This window comes from Brevibacillus sp. TJ4, assembly GCF_044627595.2.
Lineage (GTDB): Bacteria > Bacillota > Bacilli > Brevibacillales > Brevibacillaceae > Brevibacillus.
Genome location: NZ_CP185865.1, coordinates 743,688 through 768,910, shown reverse-complemented (window position 1 = coordinate 768,910; position 25,223 = coordinate 743,688). Strand labels below are relative to the sequence as shown.

The following is a 25,223-nucleotide window of genomic DNA, read 5'->3' as shown; positions in this document are numbered from 1 at the left end:
ATGGGAAAAGAAGAAGAAGGCTACGCAAGGAGGAAAGTCACGTGGACTCAGTCAACAAGCGTGTCAGTCCCGCACCGCCCAGCAAGGCTGCACTGCTCGCCGCCTATGAGCTCGTTCTCGGCAAAATCGTGCCGCGCATCTCTTCGATTCCCCAACCTACTGGCAGGAGAAGAAACGATGAAGATTCGGCTCATCCAAAACGGGCTGATTACCCCTCTGGAAGAAATTGAAGAAACCTTGCAGCCGCCCGCAAACGGATTTTACTGGATCGATGCCAGTCCGTTCGATCTCGATCTGCTCCAGCCTTTGTACGGCCTGCACCATCTGGCAGTGGAAGACTGCATTGACGAGGAGGAGCAGCGACCCAAGCTGCAAGTGTACGACGACCACTATTTTCTGGTCGTCAACGGGATTGCCTTTCACAACCAGGACATCTTTTTGCGGGAGATCAATCTCTTCCTCGGACGCCATACGATCATCACGATTACCAAACAGGAAACACCCGAATTCGGGCAACTGCTGAACCTGCTGCGGGAAAAGGAAATCAACCGTCCGGCGGAATTTCTCTACCAACTGATCGACGAAGTCGTGGACCGCTATTTTGATGTGATTGAGCTTATCGAGGATCTGATTGAAAAGCTGGAAGAAGAGATTTTGATGAATACGCGCAAATCGCATCTGGACCAGATCATCGGGCTGCGCAGCGAAATTTTGTACGCACGCAAAATGCTGCTGCCGCAGCGTGATCTGATCGACATGCTGCACCGAAAAGAACTGGAGCTGATCGATCCGGACGTGCGAAAACTGTTTGGCGACATCGTGGAGGATTCGGCAAAAGTGGTCGAGAGCTTCGACACCTTCCGCGACCTGATCAGCAACCTGCGGGAAGCATACCAGGCTTCCCTGACAGGTCGGGCCAATGACATCATGCGCGTTTTTACAGCTTTGACGACCATCTTTATGCCCTTGACGATCATTACCGGCATCTACGGGATGAACTTTACCAACATGCCCGAGCTCGAATCCCCCTACGGATACTACATCGTTCTCGGGTGCATGGCCGGGGTGGGCATCAGTATGTACTTGTTCTTCAAAATGAAAGAGTGGCTGTAGCTACATCAATTCATCACAGGCGACGATCATCAGGTCGAGCCGCTTGCCGAGGTCATACTCATACGGCTTGTCTACCTGCTGGCCACTTTCATCGGAAAGAATGCGAATGATGGGACGGCTCGGAAGTCCGGCATTGCCTCCTATGACAACTCCCGATTCTCCGGTGTTCAGCGTCACGCTCAGTCCGACCGGATACAGGGCGATCGTGTCGCGCATGGCGATCACATAGGTAGGATCAAACATCGTGTTCGAGCCGGAGTACAAAATTTCCATCGCGACGTGAGGCAAGACCGACGAGCGATACACGCGATGTGTCGTCAGCGCGTCAAACACATCTGCCACCGCCATCAGCCGGGCATACGGATGGATGTCCTCCCCCTTCAGGCCACGGGGATACCCGGAGCCGTCCCAGCGTTCGTGATGCTGGTAGGCACAGTGGGCGACGACAAGCGAAATATCATCCAGTTTGCGCAGCATCTCAAAGCCTTGTTCTGCATGCTTTTTCATCAATTCAAACTCATCTGGATCAAGCCTGCCCGGCTTTTGCAAAATCTCGTCGGGCACACAGGTTTTTCCGATATCATGCAACAGCCCACCTGTGCCGATCTCGAGAACCTCTTTCTCGGAAAAGCCGGTCTTCATCGCAATCGCAGTGCTGTAGAGGGCGACATTGAAGGAATGGGAAAAAATATAGTTGTCGTAGGCGCACGCGTCTGCCATCAAGTTCATTGCAGAGCGGCAGTTTTTTACCTCGTCGGCGATCGCGCTCATAACCTGCCTGAGCTCGCGTCCGAACAGCTTGTCGGCGAATACGTTTTTCCATTTTTTGGATGACGTGTCTCCTACAGCCTGGAAGGTTTCATGGATCAATGACATCGCTTCCCGGCGTGTCTCCTCGGAAATGACGGTGTCCACCACAATATCGTCAGTGCGGGAATCCATGATGTACAGCGATGTAATATTTTTTTCTTTTAAGCGGGCAATCATCCGGTCTGTCAACACTACACCGGCCCCCACCAGGACCATCCCTGTCTCTGTGTAAATGGAACGGGCAAGCGTCTCCCCTGAACGGCAATTGCGAATCGATTTTAATCTCATGTTTCCAACATTCGCCTTTCCCTATGGTAACCCCTATTATAACGTGATTCGACTGTTTTCTACACGCAAATTTAAGGCTCACAAGAAAAAACCTTTGTCTTTTCGACAAAGGCTAACATGTAAAAGCAAACGATCCTTTACAGCATTTTTACTATCGCTTCCCGACCGATAGTCCCCGCCTGTATCCCCAACTTCTCGGCAGTGGTCGTCACCGATTCCAAAGGAGCGTCAAGCAGTTCCTCAATCGTCTTCACGCCTACGGCACGGCCAGCAATGATCTCGCGGCTGGCCAGCCGTTCATTGAGCAGAGCCACGTCGAGCGCTCCGCACATGATGTAGCCCCGATCTGTCGTCACCGCCAGCAGCGTCGTTTTGGGCAAGCGAACGGTGACGGCAATCGCGGTTCCTTCCGCAAAATGGATTGGCTGTACTTCTACCATCCTGTCTCCCCCTCCCATGCGCAGCCTGCCCTCCTATTGTATGAAGCTGCCGAGGGAATGGTGTGCGTATCCCGGTCAGTGCTGCTCAGCAGGCAAGGCTATCCAGCGCGGAGAAAAGGAGTTTTCCAGCATCCGTTCGTCCAAAATCGATTCGGCAATGATTTCGCGCAGCATGGCCGATAAAAAATACTCCGGGTCCCTGCCTGCCACAAGCTGCGGAAACAGGCGATTGTACAAAAACATGTCGACCGTACCGACCCGGTATTCCCGTTTGCGATCGAGCGGCGAGCCGTTTACCTCTACTGCAGCGATCGTCGGTTTGTCGCCACCAATATACGTGACCCGCAAGCCGTCGACGGCCATCCAGCCCTCCACCTTCCCGCGAAAGCCGTACCCGCGCAGTTTGAGGCCCACAATTTCCGGCTGAATCGCCTGCTGCAAAAGCTCGGTCAACTGCGCTCCCGACAGCGTGACCGCACACAAATTGATCGGATGCGGGAGGCAGTGCAGCAAATCGGCATAAGACAGGCTTCCTCGCTTGAGGTCGCTGAGCAGCAGCCCAGCGTTGGCCAAACCGATCTCCGCCCCGGTCTTCTCCCGGATGCTGGCTGCAAGAAACGAGCCTAACGGGCTTTCCTCATCCCAACGCACAGGCAGATCGCGCGGAATAGACGCAATCGTCTGGGTCAATGTTCGTCTTGCCTTTTGCTCTTCCTCCTGCAAAAAAGCAGAGAGCGCTGCGTCCGGTTGATACTGCTCTGCCGGCAAAAGCTCGGCCTCTGCCTGCTCGATACGCAGGCTCTCCTGGTTCCAAACGAGCCGCACATGACCGATATACTGGCCGAAGCGTCCAGTCTGCGCGATCAGCGTATTCCCGATCCGCTCTCCTGTATCCAGCACGTGGTGAGTATGGGCTCCGAGAATGACGTCAATTCCCTCCAGCTCGCGAGCCAGGCGACAGTCCTCCATATAGCCGAGATGGGACAAGAGGACGATCACATCCGCTCTGCCCTGCAAGTCAGCAATCTGGCGCCGGAGCAGAGGTATCGGATCATCCACGATCCAGCCCAGGCCTTCATAGGTGTCCGGATACGGGACGGTCATGCCGAGCAAAGCCACCTTCAGTTCGGGAAAAGCGTGAATTGCATAGGGCAGCGCCCAGGCGGGTCGGCTGCCGTCCGTTCCGTCCCGCAGGTTTCCCACGATCACGGAAAAACGGGCCTGCCCGTACAGCCGATCCAGCTTTTCTTTGGGCAGGGTCACACCTTCGTTGTTGCCGATCGTCGCATACTGGTAGCCCGACCGGTTCATCACCTGCACATTTACTTGACCAAAGCCGGCTTCGGTCATTATGTTCATCCGATCCAGATGATCGCCAATGTCACAGGTCAAGACATGTTCTCCCTGCGCTTCCCAGTTTTCACGAGATGTGCGCAGACAAGTCGCGATTCGCGGTACGCTGGCAAACTGGCTGTGCACATCATTGGTGTGAAGCAGATGCAAGGTACAGGTGGCAGCCACGATTCACACTCCCCCTCTTCTTTCCTTAACCGAGAAAGGACTCGCCGATCATCTGCAAAGCGACACCCAAAATGAGGATGCGCAGCACGAGTACGATCGTCTTCCCTTTCATTTTGCTGGCAGCCAATGCCCCCAGCTTGCCGCCGGCCCATGCCCCCGGAGCGAGCATCGCCGCGTACAGCCAGTCGATGTGACCGTGTACGATATTGGTAGCCGATCCAACGACCGCAGAGAAGAAGATGACGGCCATGGAGGTGGCCGTAGCGAGATGGGGAGGAAAGCGAAACAGGACCATCATCGCCGGCACCATCAAGACGCCGCCGCCCACCCCGAACAGGGATGAGGACACCCCGACGAGAAACGCGACCAAAAGCGCTGCCCAACGGCTATACCCGTACTCCCACTCTTTCCCCTCGTTGTCGACGTAAGTGCGGGTGATTTCCCAATGGAGATTCCGCGGATTCAGTTTGTCCTTGACCATGATCAGAAAAAACATGCAGAGCTGAAACAAGCCGAACAACAGCGTGAATTGCCCGGTCTGTAGTAATGTATTAAGGTACACCCCGACGATTGCGCCAGGAGCGCTGCCGATGCAAAAAAGCAGTGCGCTTTGCTTGTCCACCTTTTTTTGTTTCATGTAGGAAATCGTCGAGGAGAGGGCTGTGATTGCGATGACGACCAGCGATGTAGCCGCTGCGACTTGCGACGTCACCGAGCCGGACTCATACAGGTTGCCGATGATCAGCAGCGCTGGTACGAAAAACAGCCCCCCTCCCAATCCGGCAATACTGCCGATCATGCCTGCCACCATACCAATAAGCAAAAAAAGTGCTGCGATCACTACAACCATAAAAAACCCTTCTTTCTACTGTTAGAACAGTTCCATTTGGCGCGGGTTCAATCCGCTTGGCTGCAACCCGAGCATTTCGGAAAACTGCTTGGCATTGGCCGCGGCATGTCCTCCCGAATTGTTGTTGAACAGGATACAGACCTCTTCGACCTCGCCCTCGATCTGCCGGATATGCGGCACCCATGCTTCCAGTTCCTCTTTGCTGTAATTGTACAAATAGCGGACATCGCGCCATTTTTGCCCCTCTCCAGGGTCACGCCAGCCCGCGTTGTTGCGGCCGTGAAAGCGGACCAGCGCCAGCTTCGGGTTGGTGACTGCCACGACCAGCGGTACGGAGCCGCTGCCGACCTGTGGCTCATCGCACAAGACGTGTGTCGCATCGATTTGCTGCAAAAAATCGAGCGTGCGCTCCCGAAAGCGAGGCGCGAACCAGCTCTGGTGGCGAAATTCCACGGCGAACGGGTACTTTTCCATCAACCGTCGGCACACCTGAATGTAGCGCACGTGCTCCGCAGTACAGTCGAACCATGGAGGAAACTGAAACAACAGCGTTTTTAGTTTGCCCGCTTTCACGAGCGGCTGGATGCTTTCCTCAAACTGGCGAAACAGTTCCTTGCGATCCGCCACAGCTTCCCCGCGCTGATGGCCGGTCATCGCCTGGTGCGGCTTGACAATAAAGCCAAAACGATCTGGCGTTTCCCGCACCCAGTTCTCGTAATTGCGTTGTGGTAAAATAGCGTAAAACGAGCTGTCCAGCTCGACGATCGGGAAATGACTGGCGTAGACGGACAGCTTGTCCCGGTTGGCAACGCCATGCTTGTACAGCTCGTCCTGGTCGCCCCAGCCGCATACCCCTATGTGTATCGTACTCATTTGCCCGTAACTCCTTGCCTCATGTACGTATTCCCGTCCCTAAGGAGGTTGGTTATGAACCCGAGTCTGTTGGGAAATCCCTTTGCGTTTAAGGATACCAGACTATGCCTGACGAAAAAAGTAGCGAAACGCCTCCTGGCCGAAGCACAAGAGGCGTTTCCCGATGAATATTCCGCTTTGCTGTACGGAAAAGGCGCGACCATCTCCGGTCATATCCCGATGCCTGCCCACACGGCAGACGCACATTCGTTTCGCTGGGACGGCCCCAGCTTTCTTGCCGGCCTGCGCCACATCCACGAAGCCGGACAGGAGTGGCTCGGCGTCCTGCACTCCCACCCCTCGACTCCGCCGCTGCCGTCCGCAAAAGACGAGCAGGGCTGGCACTACCCGACGCTGAGCTACTGGATACTCGGCTTGAGCACCCGTGACCCGGAGTGGAAGGTATACAGATGGGAAAACGAGGGATTTTCCGAATGTGCCTATTTGCTGGCAGACTGCACCTGATCTGTCTGCTCGTCCCTGCTCTTCGCTCCCTCTCCAAAAAACTCCTCGTACAAAGCTACGACGGCACGGTCGGCATCTGCCGCTGTTACCCCGAACATCATGCTCACTTCGGAAGAGCCCTGGTTGATCATCTCCAGATTGATTCGCGCAGACGCGAGCGCGGAAGTGGCCCGGGCGGAAGTACCGACCGACTGGCGCATCCCCTCGCCGACGATCATTACCAGAGCCAGCCCGTGCTGCACCGCCAGATCATCTACCTGCAGCTCGCTTGAGATGCGCTCCGTGATCCTCGCTTCTTTTTCCGGTGTCAAATCGCGTTCGCGCAGGATGACCGAGATGTTGTCGATTCCCGAAGGCGTATGCTCGTAGGAGAGCCCTTCTTCCTCCAGAATTTGCAGCAGCTTGCGTCCGAAGCCGATTTCCTTGTGCATCAGGAATTTGCTGACATAAATGCTGCAAAAGCCGCTGTCGCACGCAATTCCGGACACTTTCCTGGCTGTCGCCATCCGCTCGGAGACAATCATCGTACCCGGTGCGGACGGATTGTTCGTGTTTTTGATGCAGACCGGAATATTCGCCTGGTAAGCGGGGATCAGCGCTTCTTCGTGAAAGACGCTGAAGCCGGAGTAGGACAGCTCGCGCATTTCCCGATACGTGATCTCCTTGATTTCCTTTGGCTTATCCACCAGATTCGGGTTGACCACGTAGACCGAATCCACATCCGTGAAGTTTTCGTACACCTCTGCCTTGACCGCTGCCGCAAGAATCGAACCGGTAATATCCGACCCGCCACGGGAAAAAGTGACCAGCTCTCCTGCCGGCGAAAATCCGAAAAATCCCGGAAAGACGACGATCCCCTCGCGCTCGCGCAAGGCGTGCAGCCGCTCGTAGGCCTCCGGCAGCACATGGGCATTGCCTGCCTCATCCGAAACCAACAGACCTGCCTCGCGCGGGTTGACGTACTGCGCCACCTCGCCGAGATCGCGCAAATAGGCAGCCACGACCTTGGCGCTGTTGTCCTCGCCTGCTGCCTTGACCGCATCGACAAAACGCTCGGGTGAAAGCCCTGCCCGGTTCGTCAGCACCTCGTCCAGGTCGGCTTCGATCTGCGCGCCAAAATCGCGGGATAGACCGAGCTCCTCGACGATTTCCCGGTAGCGCTGAAAAACAGCCTGCTTCTCGGCTTCCGCCTCCCCTGACGCGAGAAAGGCATCAGCGTAGCGAATGAGCAGGTCTGTCACCTTTTGATCGTCCTTATATCGTTTACCAGGTGCGGAAACGACGATCAGCCGCCGTTTTTTGTCCGCCCTGACAATCTCGCACACTTTTTTTATCTGTTTTGCATTGGCAAGTGAAGTTCCTCCAAACTTGGCAACCTTCATCTCCGACTCCTCCAGCTTTTCTGTCTCATGCTTTCGCATCTCGTTTATCGACTAATGATATAAGAGTAAAGTATCCGCCATAAAAGCACAAGTGTCTTTTTCAGAAGGACATCGATTATCCACCATTTCCCGCAGCCGGCAAAACCCTTCTGTATCACTGCATCGGGACGAGCGGCAGTCGTGGTCTTTCTTTCCCTGTCATATATTCGCTTATCCTTGGCGCATAGTAACAACATAGTAGCACCGTAACGCTGCAAAGCTGGATGGCACATGCAAACAAGGAGAGAACATGATGAACAGACAAATGTTTTGCCTGCTGCTCACCTGCGCGCTCTTTTTCACTACCTCCCAGTACGGATCTGTTGTCGCCAAAGAAAAGGATCGAAAATATTACGAAACCCGCGGAGAAATCGTGTGGGAAGTACCGACAGACCGAAAAGTCATCGCCCTTACTTTTGACGACGGCCCAGATCCTGCGTACACAGTCCAGATTGCGGAATTGCTCCGCCAGTACAATGCCAGGGCTACCTTTTTCGTCGTCGGATCGCGCGTAAAAAAATATCCGTCAGTCGTGCGTCAGCTCGTCCTGGATCAGCATGAACTGGCCAACCATACGTTCACTCATCCTGACCTGCGGCGGATTTCACCGGAAAAGCTGCGCGCCGAAGTCGACTCTGCCCAAGAAGCCATCTACTCTGCCACAGGCGTGAAGACAAAGCTGTTCCGTCCGCCCGGCGGGTACTACAACGAATCGCTCGTGCGCGTGGCAAAAGAGTCCGGCTTTCAGGTCATCATGTGGTCATGGCACCAGGACACGCGCGACTGGAGCGACCCCGGCGTGCCCAAAATCGTCAGCAAGGTGCTGAACAACGCGCACAATGGCGATATTGTGCTGTTTCACGATTTTGGCGGTAACCGGCAGCAAACCGTCGATGCACTGCGCCAAATTTTGCCCGAACTGAAAAAACGGGGCTATCAGTTTGTCACCGTATCCGAGCTGATGCAAGATCAGCACAAAAAGGTCGGGAAATAGAGAAAAGGTGTTTCCCAGTAGCGAATGCCTGCTGAGAAACACCTTTTTTCTCTTACTTGTCTGCCACGTTTGTCTCGTCGTCTGCGATTGTTGCAGCCGTTTCCTGCGCGGCAGGCTGTGGTGCCGGTTGCACCGCCGGCTGCGTTTTTGGTCCCGGCAATCCTTCCTCCAGTTGCATGAAGCTGGAAATCATCTTGTTCATATCCAGCCCGGAGACGTCCTTGAGCATCTCGGGAAGCTGCGCCATCAGCTTGGTTACGTTGCCGCTCAAGCGGTTGACGCCATCTCCCTGTCCGCCGCCTGCGTCCACGATCGTCACCTTGTCGATCGCTTTCATCGGCTCGGCAATCTTCTCTGCCAGCTCCGGCAGCATCTTCGAAATGATGTCCAGCACCGCTGCATGACCGAACTTTTCGAAGGCTTGGGCCAGTTTTTCTTTCCCTTCCGCTTCCGCTTCCAGCTTCAGACGGGTAACCTCTGCTTCGGCTGTACCTTTGGCTCTTTCCGCTTCTGCAATAGCCAAACCATCCAGTCGCTTCTGCTCGGCGATCGCTTTCGCTTCCGCTTCGATCCGGTAGCTGAGCGCGTCTGCCTCGCGCAGTTTTTTCGCTTTTTCCGCTTCTGCGGCCTGTTCTACAGCGTAGCGGTCCGCATCGGCCTTTTTCTTCACTTCTGCGTCGTACTGCCGCTCGCGGCGGAGAATTTCCTTTTCCTCGAGCTCGATTTCTTTTTGCTTGCGGACGAGGTCGATCTTCATTTCCTCTTCCGTAACTTGCTGCTTCGCCACTGCTTCCTGCAGCTTGTAGGCTTGGTCAGCACTTGCTTTCGCCTTGTCCTGCTCCTGCTTGAAGGCAGCGACTTTCAGTTCTTTTTCCTTCTCTGCTTCGGCGATGTTGGTTTCTTTCAGCAGCTCCGCCTTGCGCGCTTCCTCTTCTGCCTGTGCCTGCTTGATCCGCGCTTCCTTGTCGGCGTCCGCCTGGGAAATCGTGGCGTCACGCTTGACTGCTGCGATCTGCGGAATCCCCAATGCCGCCAGGTAGCCGTTTTTGTCGCGCACGTCCTTGATCGTAAAGCTGACGACGGACAAGCCCATCTTTTTCAAGTCCTTGGCTGCCACGCTTTGTACTTCCTGCGCGAACCGCTCCCGGTTTTTGTAGATTTCCTCTACGGTCATACTTCCGAGAATGGCGCGCAGATAGCCTTCCAATACCTCTTGCGCTTCCGTCTTCAGATCGGCATCCGATTTGCCCATAAACTGCTCGGCAGCCGTGGCGATGTCCTCGATCGATCCGCCAACCTTGATAATCGCAACCCCGTCTGCCATGACCGGCACACCCTGCTCGGTGTACACTTCCGGCGTGGAGACGTCCAGCTTGTGCGACATCAGGCTCAAGAAATTGGCTTGTTGAAAGATCGGCAGAATAAAGGCACCGCCGCCGCGCACGATTTTCATCTTGCGGCCTGATTCGTCGCTGAGTACGTTTTTGGACCCGAGAAAGCTACCGGTCACAATCATCGCCTCATCGGCGCCGACTGTTTTGTACCTGGCCCAAAAGGCAATTCCCAGCACGACAAAGACGACAACAATGATTGCCGTAACCATGAGGACAGGTGAATCCAACAGGAACATCTCGTTCAACTCCTTGCTTCATTTACTCCGGGAAAGGAACGACATACAAGACGTGGTCACGCACTTCAACCACTACAACGCGAGTGCCTTCCGGGATCTGCTGCTTGTCGACGCTGGCAGCCATGTGATGCGTGATACCGCTCACCATGCTGATCAGCACCTCGCCCAGTCCCTCAGCCGGTATTGTAGTCCCCACCTCGCCGATTTTCCCCTGCAATTGCTCCATCGAGTAGCCAATCGACATCTCTGCCTTGCCCATCGGCTTGATCCAGAGAAAGTACGCCCCGACAGCCAGCAAAGCACCCGCTAACACGGCGAAGAGCAACACCTGAACCACTGACAGAGTAGTCAGACGAGTCAGCAAAAACCCGATACCGCCAAAGGCAGTAATGCCGCTGACCAGCAAAATCGGCTGCAGCAACGGCAGGCTGATCTCTCCGATAAGGTCAGAGATTGCATCCCCCAGGAAAAGCGTAATCAGTGCGTAGATGAGTCCTCCTACGAGGCAGGTCAGATAGATTGTTTCCATGACGCCCATGTTTGTCACCCATTCCCAAATATGTGTCTATTTTTCATACGTGTCAATCGGCGAAAGGTTTCATAACTGTGATTTATTTCCATTTACATATATTTACAATGAATATTTTTATAGTGTAGGCAAAAAAATACCTGTATCCTTCCAGGAGGTTTTGCCATGAACTGGATCGAGCAGTTGGTTGAGAGGTTTGAGGAGCATTCCGATTTTCAATACAGGCAGTTTCGGATCGGCGACGAATCGTACACGGTGCTGTATATGGACAGCCTGGTTGAGAATGGCTACATACAAAATCACGTCGCAGAAAAGCTGAAAACGTGCAATGACATCTCGGTCTTTCCGGAAATCCCGACGATGGACGAAGCGGCTCAAGCAATCGTCGAAGGGAAGATCATCGTCTGGGACACGACGCGGCAGGTTTTGCTGGAAGCGGTCAGCGAGGGGATGGAGACCAGGAGTATCCAGGAGTCGGAAAATGAAAGCCTGCTTCGCGGACCGCGCGACGCTTTTGTCGAGTCGCTGAACACCAACCTGTCTCTGGTCCGGCGCAGACTTCCCAATCCGGATCTGATCATCAACACGTACGTACTGGGCCGCCAGACAAAAACCAAGGTGGCGCTCTTGTATATGAATGGAATTGTAAACCCGAATATCCTTGATGAGGTCCGCACGCGGCTTTCCACCATCGACGTCGATCAGGTGCTGGAAAGCGGAGTTGTCGAACAGTGGATCGAGGACAGCTGGTACTCTCCCTTCCCCCAGGTGCAGCAAACGGAGCTGCCGACAAAAGTGCTGCATGCCCTGCTCGATGGCCGGGTCGCCCTGCTGGTGGACGGATCTCCAGTTGCCCTGCTTGTACCGGTTACGTTTTCCATGCTGTTTCAGGCGCCAGACGACTACTACGAACGCTGGATGATCAGCTCGGCAATCCGCATCATTCGCCTGGTCGCCGCTGTCGTGGCGCTGACCTTGCCTTCGCTGTACATCGCGCTGATCTCCTATCATCCGGGCATGATCCCGACGAAGCTCGCCTTGAGCATTACCGCTTCGCGTACGGAAGTGCCGTTTCCGGCCTTGATCGAAGCGGTAGCCATCGAAGCAACGCTGGAGATGCTGCGCGAAGCTGGGCTGCGTTTGCCCAAAATGCTGAGCCAGACAATCGGCATCGTCGGCGGTCTGGTCATTGGACAGGCTGCGGTCGAAGCGGGCATCGTCAGCCCGGTTCTGGTAATCGTCGTCGCCATCACTGCCATCTCGAGCTTTCTCGTCCCTGCCTATAACATGTCGGTCGCCTTGCGATTGCTTCGTTTTCCGTTGATGCTTTTGTCAGGAAGCCTGGGACTGTTCGGCTTGATACTGGGAGTCATGCTGATTTTGATTCATCTGGTATCGCTCAAATCTTTCGGCATCAACTACCTGTCTCCTGTCGTTCCCTACAGGCCCAGCGATTGGAAAGACCTGCTCATCCGTGCTCCGCTGCCCTATCTCAACAAGCGACCGAAACTGCTTCATCCGCTCAACCGTACACGGATGGATCTGCACAAGCGCAAGAAAGGATGGTAGTGGTGATCAAAGACAGATTGACGACTCCTCAGGTGACGGTCCAATTGTATGCGGCAATGGTGGGAGTGGGACTTCTCTCTCTGCCGCAAACCTTGAGCCGCTATGCTGGGGTGGACGGCTGGATCGTCATCCTGCTGGCGGGTCTGTATTCGATGATCGCCGTGACGCCCATGGCGTACATCGGCTCGCGCTTTCCCGGGAAAAGCCTGATCCAGTACGCCCCGTTTCTGCTGGGACGCTTCATGGGCGTGCTGATCCTGCTCGCTTTTCTGCTGTATTTCCTCCTGTTTGGAGGCATTGTGCTGCGCATCTCTGCCGACGTGACCAAATTGTTTCTGCTCGACATGACGCCGGTAGAAATTATCGTGATCGGCATGCTCGTGACAAGCACGTATTTGATTCAAAACGGGATCAATGCCGTTGCCCGCTTCAATGAATTGATTCAGCCGACTACCCTGATCATCCTTTTGTTCGTCCTGACGCAAACATTGCGGGAAACGGATTTTGGCAGAATCCTGCCTGTCCTGGGCGACGGCATCCAGCCAGTCCTCTACGCATTGCCCCCGATTTTTTTCGCCTTTTTGGGGTATGAGACACTGCTGTTTATTCAACCTTTTATGGAAAAGCCAGGCAAGGCAAAGCACGCCTCCCTGGTCGCGATCGGCAGTACGATGCTGCTCTATTTGCTTTTGACTGTACTGAGCACGGCGGTACTCGGTGCATCCGAAACGGCATTGGTGAAGTACCCGACCTTGGCGATTATCAAGAGCATAGAGGTGCCCGGCGCCTTTATCGAACGGCTGGACTCGATTATGATGATGGTCTGGCTTCCGTTTGCACTCACGACAATTGTCATGTTTTTCTACTGTGCCAGTCTGATCACCTCCCAGCTTTTGCGAATGGAAGAGCATCGCGTCGTCACGCTGCTCTACGTGCCGGTTGTCTACCTGATTGCCGTACTCCCGCGAAATGTCCTGGAGGTAGAGATATTGAGCAAGTGGACCAGTCTGTTCGGATGTGTGCTGGTCAGCGTCGTCCCCTTGCTGCTCGTGATCGCATACCACTGGAAGAAACGGAGGCTGGAGCAGTGAAGCGACGTCTCTTCCTTTGCATGCTTATCGCATCTTTGCTGCTTTTATCCGGTTGCTGGGACCGAATCGAGATACAGGATCGCCTGCTTGTCATGGCAGTCGCCATCGACAAAAATCAACCGGATGCGGAGAAGAAACGAAACTACTACGAATTTACCGCCCAGCTCACGGAAGCACGCGCCTTGTCGAGTCAGCAAAGCAGCTCCAATATCGCACCGGTGTGGAACGTCACGACGACAGCGCCCTCCATTTTTGAGAGCATCCGCCTGTTGGCGACACGGGTAGCACGTCCGCCCTATTTCGACCACTTGCAAGTCATCATCATTGGCGAAGACGTAGCCACCGACGGCATCGATGACGCACTGGACCTGTTTTACCGCGACCACGAGTCACGCCCGAAAATCAAGCTGGTCATCGCCAAGGGAAAAGCGAAGGACGCCCTCAAGGTACAACCCAAACTGCTAGCCGTCTCAGGTCAATACATCAGCAAATTGACCGAAGAAGGAGAGACGAAGACTGCCCGGCAACCGCGGGTGACGACGATCGGTCAATTTGCCAGCCATTATCACGGCGGACTGCACTGCGTACTTCCTGCTATCCACCTGCATCGGCATGAGGTGAAGATGGCCGGCGGCGCGATTATGAAACACGACAAGCTGGCTGGCTGGCTCTCCGATAGCGAAGTCAAGGCATTGCGATGGATCAAAGGGACGTTTAACGCAGGCGACGAGGTGATCGCCAAAGAAGGCGGGGATGATCAGGAAAAGGTAATGACTTTTGAGGTGCGTGGTGCCAAAGCAAGCGTCGAGACCGGGATCAGGGATGGAAAGCCGGTCATCGCCCTGCGTATTCGCGGCGAAGGTAGCCTTGCAGAAGACGGCTTCAACCACCACCCGACGCTCGCATTGTGGAAAAAAAGAGAGGAAGAGTTCAGCCGCACGATCAAAAAAAGCGTGGAGAAGCTGATCGCCCGCATGCAGAAGGAGCAGATCGACATTTTCGGATTTGGCGAGGAGATGCGCAGGCATCAATATCCGTACTGGAAGAAATACAAGGAGGAATGGGACGAGCTGTTCCAGCGGGCAGACGTGCAAGTGGACGTAAAAATCTACATCAGGAGAATCGGCCAGTTCAGCTAGTGACCGAATGGCCGATCAACACTGCCAGGGACAGACCCAGCAGCACATACCCTCCGCCTTTTGCCCATGCTGCGTCACGCTCCATCTGGCGACTGCGGTATGCCGTGTAATAGCGAAATCGCAGCAGCAGCCCGGTCGCAAGAAACACGATAACCAGAAAGTAGGACGTCAGCGATTCGAAAAACCCGATGACCATTGAATAGCCCATGTGCTTCATTCCTTTCTGCGGTCGAATCGTCACATGGCTTTAGTATGGACCGGGAGAGCACTGGCTATCAATTCGACAAAGCGGTACGCAAGGCTCGCGCCAGCCGCCGGACTCCCTCCTCCACGTCTGCCTTGCCCGCCCATGCATAGGTCAAGCGGAGCCATCCCGGCTCTGCTCCGTATACGCTCCCCGGCGTAAAGATGACGCCTTCGCGGATGGCTGCATCCAGCAGGCACTGCTCATCTGCGGGAAGGCGCAGCCTGCACCAGACATGATAGCTGCCTAACGGAGTTTTCCAGTCGGCCAGTCCTGCCAGTTCCTTTTCCAAAACCGCCAGCATGGTCTGTCTCTGCTCGTGCAGGAAGGCTTGCAACCTAGCCATTTGCTCCTCCCATACGCTTTTTCCGAGATATGGCTGGGCCAACTGCTGAGATACGCTGCTCGTCCCGAAGTCCATCTGCTGCTTGGCGTCTGCCAGGCGATCGATAACCGAAACGGGTCCGATCACCCAACCGATGCGCAGGCCGGGGGCGATCGTCTTGGACAGGCTGTTTACGTACAGCACGACACCGTCCGGGTCCATCGCCTTGATTGGCGGTGGTGGCTTGGGGCTTCCCGGCAAAGTAAGCGCTCCGTACGCGTCATCCTCTACCAGCGGAATGCGCAGCTCCCGGCACAGGTCGAGCAATTCGCGTCTGCGCGATTCGCTCCACACGACTCCGGTGGGATTATGGTAGGTCGGATTGACGAACACCATGCGGATTCTCTGGCTCTGATACAGCTCGTACACCTGCCCGACCTGCGCTCCCTGCTCATCCATTGGCAACCGGTACAGGCGCAATCCGGCTGAGGTAAACAAGGGCAGCGAATAGAAGTAGGAAGGCCCCTCCATCGCCACAGCGTCTCCAGGGCTGAGCAGGCAAAGCGAGATCAGATGCAGCGCCTGCTGGGCTCCCGAAGTTACGAGGATTTCTTCGGGCGATGCGACGATGCCGTACTGCTCCCTTACATGATCGGCAATCAGCCTGCGCAGCTCGGGATTTCCTTTCGGGTGGGCGTAGCCCAGTTCAAAGCCGCACCGTAGCAGCGACTCCATCTCGCGGGACGGCAGTGAGGGAATCATCGAAGGCATCAATTCCGCTTTTGCCAGATTGATGATCGCCGGATCGAAGCTCACTTCCGAAATCCGCTTCGCCAGCGGATAGGCAGGCAAAAAGGCCCCGCCATTCGTGTATTTGTGCCAGTTTGGAATTTGCTTCACACCCCACAAGTGACGGCTCACCCAGGTGCCGCTTCCCGGCCAGGATTGCAACAAGCCGGACGCACGCAACTCTTCATAAGCTGCGGATACGGTGCCTCTGTTCACGCCAAAGCGCCTGGCCAGTACACGCTCTGCCGGAAGAGAACTGCCTGGAGGCAGCTCTCCTGACACGATTTGTTCCTCGAGCCTTTTGGCGATCTGCTTGTACACCGGCAGTCTCGCCTGCTTGTCCGGCTTCCACTCCACTCTGCTTCCTCCCTCTTCCCCTACCGTACGAAATGCATATCCTGCCCTTCCATTCGACAAATTGGCCTGCTTCTCCTCTCGCCAATTGGCTCTTCGCATCGTCTCCGATCCACTCTATGATAGGTGAAACGATCGGCAAATACAGAAAGAAGGGATAATCGTGGCAGGATCGGAAACAGCTCTGCAAGAACAAAGCAACCTCGCCCAGGAACGGGCAGGGTTGCTCTTCGGATTAGTAGGCGTATGCAGTTTTAGCCTGACATTGCCAGCGACCAAAATCGCGTTGCTTGCCTTTTCGCCGCTCTCAGCCGGATTGGGACGCGCACTCGTAGCCGCCGTGCTGGCGGCACTCGTATTGTGGCTCAAACGAGCGCCTTTTCCCAGCCTGGTGCAAATCAAGCGTATACTCGTCGTTTCGCTTGGCGTCGTTCTCGGGTTTCCTTTTTTCAGTGCCTGGGCGATGGAACGCGTCCCTGCCAGTCACGGGGCGATTGTCGTCGCTCTGCTCCCCCTGGCTACAGCCGGGGCGGCGGCCTTTTTTTCCCGGGAGCGTCCTTCGCGCATGTACTGGATCTCCAGCTGTGTCGCTTGCCTTGCTATACTGGTCTACGCATTTCAAGCCGGATTCGGCGGGCTGCACTGGGCAGACCTCGCCCTGCTGGCGGCGGTCCTTTCTGCCGCGGTCGGCTACGCCATCGGGGGTGAGCTGTCGCGTACCATGGGCGGCTGGCAGGTGATAAGCTGGTCGCTTGTATTCGCCTTCCCCGTCCTCGTCATCCCGGTAGGCGGTCCGCTCTTGGAAGAATGGCAGCATGCCACATGGCCAGCCTTGCTCGGTTTTGGTTATGTAAGTGTGGTCAGCCAATTTTTCGGATTTTTCGCGTGGTATCACGGACTTGCTGTCGGCGGCGTAGCCAGGGTGGGACAGACGCAGTACCTCCAACCTTTTCTGACGATCCTCGCCTCCTGGTTGCTCCTGTCCGAATCGATTACCGTCGGGGCAATCGCAGCTGCAGCCGTGGTCGTACTGGCGGTAGCCAACGGGAAGAAGGCGGCGGTGCAGCGCTAGTCGGCATCTGCCTCTTGGGCCGCCTCTTGCCGCCATTTTCAGCCGATAGGACCGCCCTCGCCTGTCCAGTACGTACCCGGGGCGGCAAGCGATTGGGCGGCTGCACGCAACGCATGGAGGACACGTTCTCGGACTGCTTCGGAATGGAGCGGGATCGTGTTCCACTCATCGAGCGTGACCCAGCCTGCCCAGTCGATCTGCTCGTCCTCCATACCGCCGGGAATCGGCGTCGTCTCCTCGCCAACCAGTCGGGCCAGGACGGCAATGCTGATCGTATGCTTTCCCTCGCCCGCCGGATCAATCCGCTCGTCCACCCAGAGAAACCGCTCCATCTCCACGAGCAGTCCTGTCTCTTCCCACACCTCACGCCGGACCGCGTCGGCTATCGACTCCAAAAATTCCACCTTGCCGCCTGGCAGACTGTACCCTTCTTTTTTCTCCTTGATCACGAGAATTTGTCCCATCCGTTCCACGACAACCGTTACTCTCGGGCTAATTGCTTTCATTCGCCCACTCCTTCCTTATACGGCAGGACCGCGCATCACGTCCAACGAATCGACGCCTGTCCGAGCGAACAGCTCCGCAAGCGCTTCCCAACCGTACTGCGCCAGAAAGTCGACCTCTGTATCCGCAATTGCATGCAGCATCATCAGCCGGATGACATCATTGCCATTGGTGAAATAGGAAAAGCCTTCCTCTTCGTAGTATGCCGGTGTGGCCAGCACATGTTGCAGGCTGGACTTCTCAGCGACAGGCCGCAACAGCGAAAACACGGCACCGGTGTAAAGACGGAGCTGCTCCTGCTGCCACATCCTGCTCACCTGGGCCGCCACATGAGCCAGGTGGTCAATCATGCCGGCATCGTACTGATAGGAATACATCACGCACTCACTCTGCCCGCTCCGATGCAACTCCACTGTCGCATACGTCCACCAGCCCCGTCTTTTTGACGGCGGGTAGACCGCGATCAGCACGTCCGCCGCTTCGTACTGGTACAGGGTTCCCTGCCCGCCAAATGCGGAGTCGCAGTGCTGCAGCAATTGTCTTACTACATTCATATGTATGTCTCCATTTCGGGAATCTGCGTAATGGTCTATCTTTAGTATACAGAATGAAAAGCGGCTTTTGCCAAGCGTTGTGTGGGGAGAGGTGCGCATTTGCGGACAAAAGAAAAATCCCCGTGCAGGGGAGGGTGTGGCGGTACGATTAACCGTTGTGAAAATTCCCGACGTTGCCATTTCTCTTCATGCGTGTTCGATCCCTCCTTTTCAACTAGCGGTAAAACAAAGATTTCATATTGTTTATTAGCATCTGTCCTGTGTTTACCTCTGTAATCGTAATGTCCCACAACACAACATTTGTAAACGGATTTGGACCGTCGTTCATTACTTTTATGGTAAGCTCATTTACTCCATGCAAAGGGATTTGAAAGGAATCAAGCCGGGTTTCCCCGCTGTTAACGGATGAGTCCAGGGAAGTATATTCCAGTGAATACATCTCTGTTCCATCTGCGATAAAAGTAATTGCACTTCTCCCGTTGCTTGCAGTGTAGCCGTCAACGTCCGGTATAGCGACAGAGCCTTCCATCCTTGCATATTTCCCATTTAAAAGATAGGAAAACTCATTATTCTTTGCATTGTTTCTACTGTATAGATTGATCTGAGGCTCAACTTCTGTTTGACCTGCCGAAAAACCGGCAAGACTTTCATCCCACAGTACAGACCCATCTTGTACAACAAGTTCATTCAGTGCTACGGTTTCCCCGCCTCCGTGATCTACATAATGATTGATGCCACCGATGACAGCAATCGTACCTACTGACATAATTGCTGCTGTCAGAATGATTCGAAACATCCCTTTCCATGTATCCCGATGACGGGTTACGAGCCGCTGCGACCAATATCCCACAGCAGCCCCCAACGTATTAATGATGATATCGTCTACATCAAACGCTCCTAAACGGGAGATCATTTGCAGTGTCTCAAGAGTCGTAATGCACAGTAGGAACAGGCTGAGAAATCGAAGAAAACTGCAACGAAACAGAAGGGGGATGACAATCCCAAACGGTATGAATGCGACAAAGTTTCCCAATTCAAAAAACCAAATTTGAAAGTCTCTCCCTATTGGAAAGTGTAAAGGAATCCCCTCGGGAATGAAGTTGTACCGCATGCCTTGGCCTTGATCAGAAGAAGCTCTTTGAAAACCTATGAATAAAAAATAGAAGGTTACCAAAGTGTATAGCGCCAACAGTCCAAGGATCATTTTTCGCAATTTTCCTTGATACATACGTACACCCTTCCCTTTTCTTCGATGATCCCAATCCACTCTATGCAACCGAAAAGACGCAGAACATTCAATCAGGCTTCATCAACCGATTCAGACATCTTTTTCTGAGTCAACAGGGTAAAGAGCGCAAGGCGGAGCGAACCCTTGAGGTGTTGGTAAGAAAAACATCCGTTTGAATACGTGGTCGTACGCAAATTTTATATCGAGTCCGAATACTTCCCACCACTTCTGCACCACGTTACAAAATGCTCACAGTTATTCAGAGCCAGATTGTAGTCACTTTCCCCGATTCTCGATTCTGCTCTCGATACAACCAGATCGAGATCATACAGACAGGGGCTGTTCTTGACGCGAACATCCGACTGGTTCAACGCATTGTCCATCGCCTCCAACTCATCACGCCGGATGGAACCGTTGGAGTAATGGATGATTTGATTGTTTCCGATGTAAAGAGCATGGTGTTCATATCCAAAGCGCTGAACGTAGATATGATCCCCGCGCTGCAATTTTTCAGGAGACATCTCCTCAATCCGGGAAAAAGAAATCTGTGGTTCGCGATTGTATGGATACGGGAGCGATCTCTTGGCGTTTTTAATCGCCTGTGCTGCCCGATCAATCTTCTCGATTGCTTCGCCAGTCTTTGGATGGTACCGCTTCGTCAGGTCTTTCATATCCGTCTTGAATTCCTTGAGGTCATTTCTTACACCCTGCGCCAATTCTTTGTTGGCATCATGCAGATCTTCTACGAACCATTTCAGGTTGCGAAAGAAACTCATTTGGTATTGCTCCTCTCAATGGCGATCAACGGTACTTGTTCACTATATAATACCACCATTTTCCTTGGGTGAAATTAATGTTTTGATGGGGCTCTTGTGCGGCCAGGATTAGAAGAGGCTGCAATAGGTTGGACAATACGATGACTACTTTTGCAAGAATAGGGAATTGCTCCAAGAAGTCAACTTTTCCAGGTCCTTCATGTGCGTTAAGGCGTAATTGGGGAATATGATATGGAGGTGATGAGAGGTAAGTTCTATTGGATGTAGCCGCCCGATTCATTCGACACCGGGTGGGGGGAATAAAGAAAGACCTTGGAGGTTTATCACCCCCAAGGTCAATTAATTATTGCTTACGCTATGAGTGAACCAAGAACCCGTCCAAAACTCTCTAATATTGTTTGGTCAGTAGTAAACTTGAATTTCATACTGTGTTCCTCATGACTTCCACCAACCTGACCCGAGATGATTACATGACCCAACTTATTCACCTCAATAATGATATAAGAGTCTGAATCGTAGTCAACAATCTTTGAATCCCCCGAAAGTCTTGCACCCATCTCTTTGAGGGATTGAATAAAAGTTGAGAGATGTTCCTCTGAGATACAGAAATTTGACTTTCCCATAAACTCCCCAGACTTAATACTAATCGCTAAGGTAAGGTATCCTTCAACAGTATACAAATGCTCCACAGTCAAACAGTGTTTTTCCGTACTTAAAATTGTTATCCTATCACCCATACTTTTATCATCCTCTTTACTTGTACTTAAAGTCATCAAATTGCCCTGTCTTCTTGTTATAAACGAAATGTATCTCAATTCCATTTACGTTTTGGCTCATTTTAACCCATCCATCTTGTGCTAACCATCTTTTATCTGTCATTGTGACTTTTGTAAGTTCTGTTGCTCCTTTAAGCGGGTCTGACAATACTTGTTTCATTGCCAGTTGCTCATTCAGATTATTGGGAGTTGTCCTACCTGTCGAACCTTTCCCCAAAGACTTAAAGTAAATCGGGAAGGTCGCAATTCGTATTATGCACCCAAATTCCAATATCCGTTACATAATACGTGTGGAAGTCCGCAACCGTAAAGTTATACACCGTAACTGGCTTATCGAGTTTAACAAACTCTAGTTTGTCAATCGTCAGGTTGCTTCCATCAGCCTTTTGGAGTTTGTCGCCCACCTGAAGTTCATCTGCGAAGACCCAGCCTTTACCTTCAACCCAGAACGGATGGTTGTCTGTCGTCTCGATGATCTGTTCCCCAACATGCAATTTAATCACGTTGGTTACGGTATAAAGCGGTGACTTCCTTATAAGCCAATTCTCCATCAGGGTTAAACTCATCCTTAGCGAGAACCTTATCCCCTACCTCGATTTCCTCGATAGGTTTCTCCCCTTCGTCTGTCAAAACCTTTGTGCCAGCTGTAAAACAATTACATGCTTTATTAATGACACGCGCTCCATCAGAGACTTTACCCGCATTGTTCAAAATTTTAACTCTGCCAACCACGAGTTCGCCACTAGCCGCGGCAACTGCTATAGCATCATCAAACGTCAATTGACCGTCAGTGAGGGTTTGATAATTCTCTACGCCAATTTGCTCTTGTGCATACAATTCCAACCCTTTGGGTAAATCTGTTTCAACGACTTCCCAACTGCGCTTCCAGTTGTTTCCGTCAAATAACCCCCCTATCCCTTTTTGGAAAGAGTCCCAGCCTTCTTCAACCGTTATATGCCCACTCGGGTCAATATATCTCAGCGAATTATTATATACATACGTATCCCTATTGAGACTCAACGGATTATCCACTTGCCGATTATTCTAAGAGCCCCACCCTCTTCCATAGCCGCAATACTAGAAATCCCCCAAACGAGTATTTGATTACTCGTTTGAGGGACTATCAACTAAGAGATAGTTGTAGTGGCTTTTTTGATAAGCAAAACCAAACCTTCAATGCTTTTGCTTTTTAATATTTGCGGGTTTAATACCTCGATAAAATGCAACAATTTTTTAGTGTTATTTATTACTTCTCTCTTAAATTCATCCTTGTCCAAAGAAACATTCTTCCATTCAGTATATTTAAATTCTTTGAATGGTTCTTTAATAAACAAATCAAACAGTCTAGTTCTTTCAATATCTTCAACTAAGCTAACAATAACCTCATCTCCTTTAGAAACAAGTTCGAACCAAAGATTGGGTGTGAATGTCAACCAAAATGTTGACCACAGTGCTCATCAAAAAATTGACCACCATGGCAAAAATCAATCCACCCGTCGGGTGGGTAACTTTTTCATGATCACGATCTTTGAATGCTCTGTTTAAAGCGATAACTGTCCCCATTCATTGCAAAGATGTGGGCACGATGGGTAAGCCGATCAACCAGGGCTGACGTCATTTGCTCATCTTTGAAAATCTGTGTCCATTCCGTAAATTCCAGATTACTGGTAATGATCATGCTTCCTTTCTCATAGCGGGCCGCACAAAATTGGAATAATAACTCCGCCCCGGTCCGACTGAGAGGGACAAACCCGACTTCATCCAAAATAATCAAATCTGTTTTCAACCATTGCCTCTCTAGCTGGAGAATTCGCTTTTGGGACTGAGCTTCCATAAGCTCATTGCATATTTTAGCGGCAGTCCAAAACTGGACGGAATAGCCATGATGGCAAGCTTCGTTCCCGAGTGCAATGGAGAGATGAGTTTTGCCAGTGCCAGAGTTTCCGATAAACATGATGTTCTCTGTCTTTTCGATGTACTCACAGCGAGCCAGTTGAAGCAATTTGGGCTTGTTGAGAGACGGAATGGCTGAGAATTCAAATTGATCGATCGTTTTCATAGAAGGGAATTTGGCATGCTTGATGCGACTGGCGATTTGGTTAGCATCCCTTTGCTGAACTTCTTGCTCTAGTAGGGCTAAGAGGAACTCCTCGTAGGGAATTTGCCGTTCAGCAGCATCATGGGCAATTTCCTTATAGACACGTTTAATCGCAGGTAAGCGAAGGCGTTTCGCATAGGTTTCAAGCAAGAAACTCGTACTCAATGAACCACACTCCTTTTCTGTAACAAACGATTGTACTGGCTAAGATCTGGGGCCTTTACCTGAATACGTGGAACAGAGCTATCCTCCACCAACGAGAGTTGGGGTAGACGGTGTTCCGGCAATGTTCGCTGAAACAATAATTGCCTTACGGCATCATATTGGAACATCCCTTTTTGGCAGGCCTCCTCCAGTGCTTCTTCGACAAGAGAAGTATCGAATTCACGGTGCAAAAGCAAGAGTCGAACGAACTCCTTCATCCCTCCTGGTCGGTTGCGGCACTTGTCCAAGAACTTTTGGTAAATGGCGGGTAATCCTGCCTGATGCAATGGTCTAGCATAAAGAACTGCTCCTGGACGAATAAGAAGTAAATCCAGATAATGATCGTATTGCAAAATCTCCTTTCCCTTTTCCAAACACCGCTCATGCGTCGCAATCAGGCTTTTTCCGTGATACACCTCAACTTTTTCAGCAAACACTCGGCAAGTAAGCTGGGTCGATGCATAGGAAACGGGGACGGAATAGGCATTTTTCTCAATGTGGATCATGGATAGCGTATTGCTTTTCACGGGTACAACACGGAAACAATCCAATGGCCGTGGAGGCAATGGAAGCATGATAGGCAACTCTTGAGCAAATGCTTCTCCAACCGTTAGTGAAGACCTTGGAACGGTTGTATTCTCGTAAGAGATACATTTTTCGAGGAGGATTTGATTGAGCTCCTCCAGAGAAGAAACACTGGGTACAGGGGTAAAAAATTGCCTCTGAGCAAACTGTACGAGGTTTTCCACCTGGCCTTTTTGATGCCCTTTTCCGGGATCACAGAAATAGCTTTCAAACAGGTAGTGGGCACGTAGCTGAGTAAATCGCTCTTGTTCCTCGCGATTTTTACCCTCCAATACCTTCTTAACGGCTGTTGTCAGGTTGTCGTATGTGATGACTTGGGGAACAGCACCGAAAAATTCAAAAGCATCTACATGACCTTGGAGAAGAGCCTCTTGCTTCTGATGAGCAAATGTTTTGATAAAAATCTTTCTGCTGTATGTGCAACGCATACAAAAGACTTGAACCTTTACTTGTTTCCCTTGTAAATGAACCGTAACCTCACCCCAGTCAAATTGAGCAAAGCGCCCTGGCGGGAAATCGAGAGGGACAAATGCTTTAGGGGGAGAAACCCGCAACTCTCTGACGTAGCGTCGTACAGTAGATTCACCGCCGGTGAATCCATGTTCGTCAACGAGTCTCTGGTAAATGCGTTTGGCAGTATGACGCTGCTTCGGGGGAGCTTGTTCATCTTGATGCAGCCACTCCAAGATGATGGGCTTGACAGAATCAATGACTGGCTTTGGCTTCGGTTTTGAAAGCTGATACACAGGAATCTCAGAGGATTTCAAAGCCTTTCGTATCACTTGACGGGAATAGCCGGTCTCTCGAGAAATTTGGCGAATCGACTTTCCTAGCAGAATGTGTTGTTTCCTGATAAACTCGTAATTAGCCATCTGAAGCATTTCCTTTCCTCCTATATCTTGTGGTCCGACAACTTCAAGATACAGGAAAGAGGTGCTCAGG

28 protein-coding genes are annotated in these 25,223 nt (G+C 52.5%); 8 read left to right on the top strand and 20 right to left on the bottom strand.

The genetic code is table 11. From position 1 onward, the window contains the following. Window positions 1-41: 41 nt before the first annotated feature. A complete protein-coding gene (locus tag ACAF76_RS03530; protein ID WP_421617444.1) occupies window positions 42-230 on the top strand; it encodes a hypothetical protein in 189 nt (62 codons plus the stop codon). Beyond that, window positions 178-1,113, top strand: a complete 936-nt coding sequence (corA, locus tag ACAF76_RS03525) for a magnesium/cobalt transporter CorA (RefSeq protein ID WP_421617443.1) — start codon at window positions 178-180, stop codon at window positions 1,111-1,113. Before ACAF76_RS03530 ends, corA begins: the two co-directional genes overlap by 53 nt. Here the strand turns inward: corA and ACAF76_RS03520 are convergent, their stop codons facing one another. The 5 genes from ACAF76_RS03520 to ACAF76_RS03500 all read right to left on the bottom strand — a co-directional run bounded on the left by ACAF76_RS03520 (window position 1,114) and on the right by ACAF76_RS03500 (window position 5,895). After that, the gene (locus ACAF76_RS03520; protein ID WP_421617442.1) at window positions 1,114-2,211 is read right to left on the bottom strand and encodes an HD-GYP domain-containing protein; all 1,098 of its coding nucleotides are present in this window, start codon (window positions 2,209-2,211) and stop codon (window positions 1,114-1,116) included. It abuts the gene before it with no gap. A 137-nt stretch (window positions 2,212-2,348) separates the two neighbouring features. Next, entirely contained in the window at window positions 2,349-2,651 is a 303-nt protein-coding gene (locus ACAF76_RS03515) for a YunC family protein (protein ID WP_421617441.1), read from the bottom strand. A 75-nt stretch (window positions 2,652-2,726) separates the two neighbouring features. Beyond that, window positions 2,727-4,172: a bifunctional metallophosphatase/5'-nucleotidase gene (locus ACAF76_RS03510; RefSeq protein ID WP_421617440.1), complete on the bottom strand. Its 1,446-nt coding sequence runs from the start codon at window positions 4,170-4,172 to the stop codon at window positions 2,727-2,729. A gap of 25 nt (window positions 4,173-4,197) precedes the next feature. After that, on the bottom strand, window positions 4,198-5,022 hold the full coding sequence (locus ACAF76_RS03505; RefSeq protein WP_421617439.1) for a sulfite exporter TauE/SafE family protein: 825 nt from the start codon (window positions 5,020-5,022) through the stop codon (window positions 4,198-4,200). A gap of 21 nt (window positions 5,023-5,043) precedes the next feature. Then, on the bottom strand, window positions 5,044-5,895 hold the full coding sequence (locus tag ACAF76_RS03500) for a DUF72 domain-containing protein (protein WP_421617438.1): 852 nt from the start codon (window positions 5,893-5,895) through the stop codon (window positions 5,044-5,046). A 54-nt stretch (window positions 5,896-5,949) separates the two neighbouring features. Between ACAF76_RS03500 and ACAF76_RS03495 the strand changes: the two genes are divergently transcribed. Next, a complete protein-coding gene (locus ACAF76_RS03495; protein ID WP_421617437.1) occupies window positions 5,950-6,399 on the top strand; it encodes a M67 family metallopeptidase in 450 nt (149 codons plus the stop codon). Here the strand turns inward: ACAF76_RS03495 and ACAF76_RS03490 are convergent. Further along, window positions 6,375-7,781 carry an aspartate kinase gene (locus ACAF76_RS03490; RefSeq protein WP_421617436.1) on the bottom strand — a complete coding sequence of 469 codons (1,407 nt, stop codon included), beginning with the start codon at window positions 7,779-7,781 and terminating at the stop codon, window positions 6,375-6,377. The genes ACAF76_RS03495 and ACAF76_RS03490 overlap by 25 nt on opposite strands. 289 nt (window positions 7,782-8,070) lie before the next feature. On the opposite strand from ACAF76_RS03490, the gene ACAF76_RS03485 reads away from it, so the two are divergent. After that, window positions 8,071-8,814, top strand: a complete 744-nt coding sequence (locus tag ACAF76_RS03485) for a polysaccharide deacetylase family protein (RefSeq protein WP_421617435.1) — start codon at window positions 8,071-8,073, stop codon at window positions 8,812-8,814. Between the two features lie 52 nt (window positions 8,815-8,866). On the opposite strand, the gene ACAF76_RS03480 is transcribed toward ACAF76_RS03485, so the two are convergent. Beyond that, on the bottom strand, window positions 8,867-10,444 hold the full coding sequence (locus tag ACAF76_RS03480; protein ID WP_421617434.1) for an SPFH domain-containing protein: 1,578 nt from the start codon (window positions 10,442-10,444) through the stop codon (window positions 8,867-8,869). A 22-nt stretch (window positions 10,445-10,466) separates the two neighbouring features. After that, a complete protein-coding gene (locus ACAF76_RS03475; RefSeq protein WP_421617433.1) occupies window positions 10,467-10,982 on the bottom strand; it encodes a serine protease in 516 nt (171 codons plus the stop codon). Window positions 10,983-11,138: 156 nt separating this feature from the next. Here ACAF76_RS03475 and ACAF76_RS03470 point away from each other — a divergent pair, with 156 nt between their 5' ends. Genes ACAF76_RS03470 through ACAF76_RS03460 form a run of 3 tightly spaced genes read left to right on the top strand, consistent with a single transcriptional unit; the run spans window position 11,139 to window position 14,772 of the window. Then, window positions 11,139-12,542, top strand: coding sequence for a spore germination protein (locus tag ACAF76_RS03470; protein ID WP_421617432.1), 1,404 nt, complete (start codon window positions 11,139-11,141; stop codon window positions 12,540-12,542). Between the two features lie 2 nt (window positions 12,543-12,544). Beyond that, on the top strand, window positions 12,545-13,633 hold the full coding sequence (locus ACAF76_RS03465) for a GerAB/ArcD/ProY family transporter (protein ID WP_421617431.1): 1,089 nt from the start codon (window positions 12,545-12,547) through the stop codon (window positions 13,631-13,633). Then, window positions 13,630-14,772: a Ger(x)C family spore germination protein gene (locus ACAF76_RS03460; protein WP_421617430.1), complete on the top strand. Its 1,143-nt coding sequence runs from the start codon at window positions 13,630-13,632 to the stop codon at window positions 14,770-14,772. Before ACAF76_RS03465 ends, ACAF76_RS03460 begins: the two co-directional genes overlap by 4 nt. Here ACAF76_RS03460 and ACAF76_RS03455 read toward each other — a convergent pair. Next, window positions 14,765-14,980 (bottom strand): CLC_0170 family protein, encoded by a 216-nt coding sequence (locus ACAF76_RS03455; protein WP_421617429.1) that lies wholly within the window; start codon window positions 14,978-14,980, stop codon window positions 14,765-14,767. The two genes, ACAF76_RS03460 and ACAF76_RS03455, sit on opposite strands and share 8 nt — an antisense overlap. 67 nt (window positions 14,981-15,047) lie before the next feature. Continuing rightward, the gene (locus ACAF76_RS03450; RefSeq protein ID WP_421617428.1) at window positions 15,048-16,487 is read right to left on the bottom strand and encodes a PLP-dependent aminotransferase family protein; all 1,440 of its coding nucleotides are present in this window, start codon (window positions 16,485-16,487) and stop codon (window positions 15,048-15,050) included. A gap of 157 nt (window positions 16,488-16,644) precedes the next feature. Here ACAF76_RS03450 and ACAF76_RS03445 point away from each other — a divergent pair, with 157 nt between their 5' ends. Then, on the top strand, window positions 16,645-17,556 hold the full coding sequence (locus tag ACAF76_RS03445) for a DMT family transporter (RefSeq protein ID WP_421617888.1): 912 nt from the start codon (window positions 16,645-16,647) through the stop codon (window positions 17,554-17,556). A gap of 38 nt (window positions 17,557-17,594) precedes the next feature. Here ACAF76_RS03445 and ACAF76_RS03440 read toward each other — a convergent pair whose 3' ends face one another. From ACAF76_RS03440 to istA, 10 genes are all read right to left on the bottom strand, one after another. Continuing rightward, a complete protein-coding gene (locus tag ACAF76_RS03440) occupies window positions 17,595-18,062 on the bottom strand; it encodes an NUDIX domain-containing protein (RefSeq protein WP_421617427.1) in 468 nt (155 codons plus the stop codon). A gap of 15 nt (window positions 18,063-18,077) precedes the next feature. Then, window positions 18,078-18,614 carry a suppressor of fused domain protein gene (locus ACAF76_RS03435; RefSeq protein WP_421617426.1) on the bottom strand — a complete coding sequence of 179 codons (537 nt, stop codon included), beginning with the start codon at window positions 18,612-18,614 and terminating at the stop codon, window positions 18,078-18,080. A gap of 214 nt (window positions 18,615-18,828) precedes the next feature. Beyond that, window positions 18,829-19,842, bottom strand: a complete 1,014-nt coding sequence (locus ACAF76_RS03430; RefSeq protein WP_421617425.1) for a VanZ family protein — start codon at window positions 19,840-19,842, stop codon at window positions 18,829-18,831. A 197-nt stretch (window positions 19,843-20,039) separates the two neighbouring features. Beyond that, the gene (locus ACAF76_RS03425) at window positions 20,040-20,618 is read right to left on the bottom strand and encodes a lecithin retinol acyltransferase family protein (RefSeq protein ID WP_421617424.1); all 579 of its coding nucleotides are present in this window, start codon (window positions 20,616-20,618) and stop codon (window positions 20,040-20,042) included. Window positions 20,619-20,968: 350 nt separating this feature from the next. After that, a complete protein-coding gene (locus tag ACAF76_RS03420) occupies window positions 20,969-21,355 on the bottom strand; it encodes a WapI family immunity protein (RefSeq protein WP_421617423.1) in 387 nt (128 codons plus the stop codon). Between the two features lie 16 nt (window positions 21,356-21,371). Then, on the bottom strand, window positions 21,372-21,554 hold the full coding sequence (locus ACAF76_RS03415) for a hypothetical protein (RefSeq protein ID WP_421617422.1): 183 nt from the start codon (window positions 21,552-21,554) through the stop codon (window positions 21,372-21,374). A 61-nt stretch (window positions 21,555-21,615) separates the two neighbouring features. Continuing rightward, window positions 21,616-21,945 (bottom strand): polymorphic toxin-type HINT domain-containing protein, encoded by a 330-nt coding sequence (locus tag ACAF76_RS03410; protein WP_421617421.1) that lies wholly within the window; start codon window positions 21,943-21,945, stop codon window positions 21,616-21,618. Then, on the bottom strand, window positions 21,890-22,426 hold the full coding sequence (locus ACAF76_RS03405) for a Hint domain-containing protein (RefSeq protein WP_421617420.1): 537 nt from the start codon (window positions 22,424-22,426) through the stop codon (window positions 21,890-21,892). Before ACAF76_RS03405 ends, ACAF76_RS03410 begins: the two co-directional genes overlap by 56 nt. Window positions 22,427-22,913: 487 nt before the next feature. Then, window positions 22,914-23,657: an IS21-like element helper ATPase IstB gene (istB, locus tag ACAF76_RS03400; protein WP_421617419.1), complete on the bottom strand. Its 744-nt coding sequence runs from the start codon at window positions 23,655-23,657 to the stop codon at window positions 22,914-22,916. Beyond that, window positions 23,654-25,162, bottom strand: a complete 1,509-nt coding sequence (gene istA / locus ACAF76_RS03395) for an IS21 family transposase (RefSeq protein WP_024985261.1) — start codon at window positions 25,160-25,162, stop codon at window positions 23,654-23,656. The genes istB and istA overlap by 4 nt, the downstream gene beginning before the upstream one ends. Window positions 25,163-25,223: the final 61 nt, after the last annotated feature.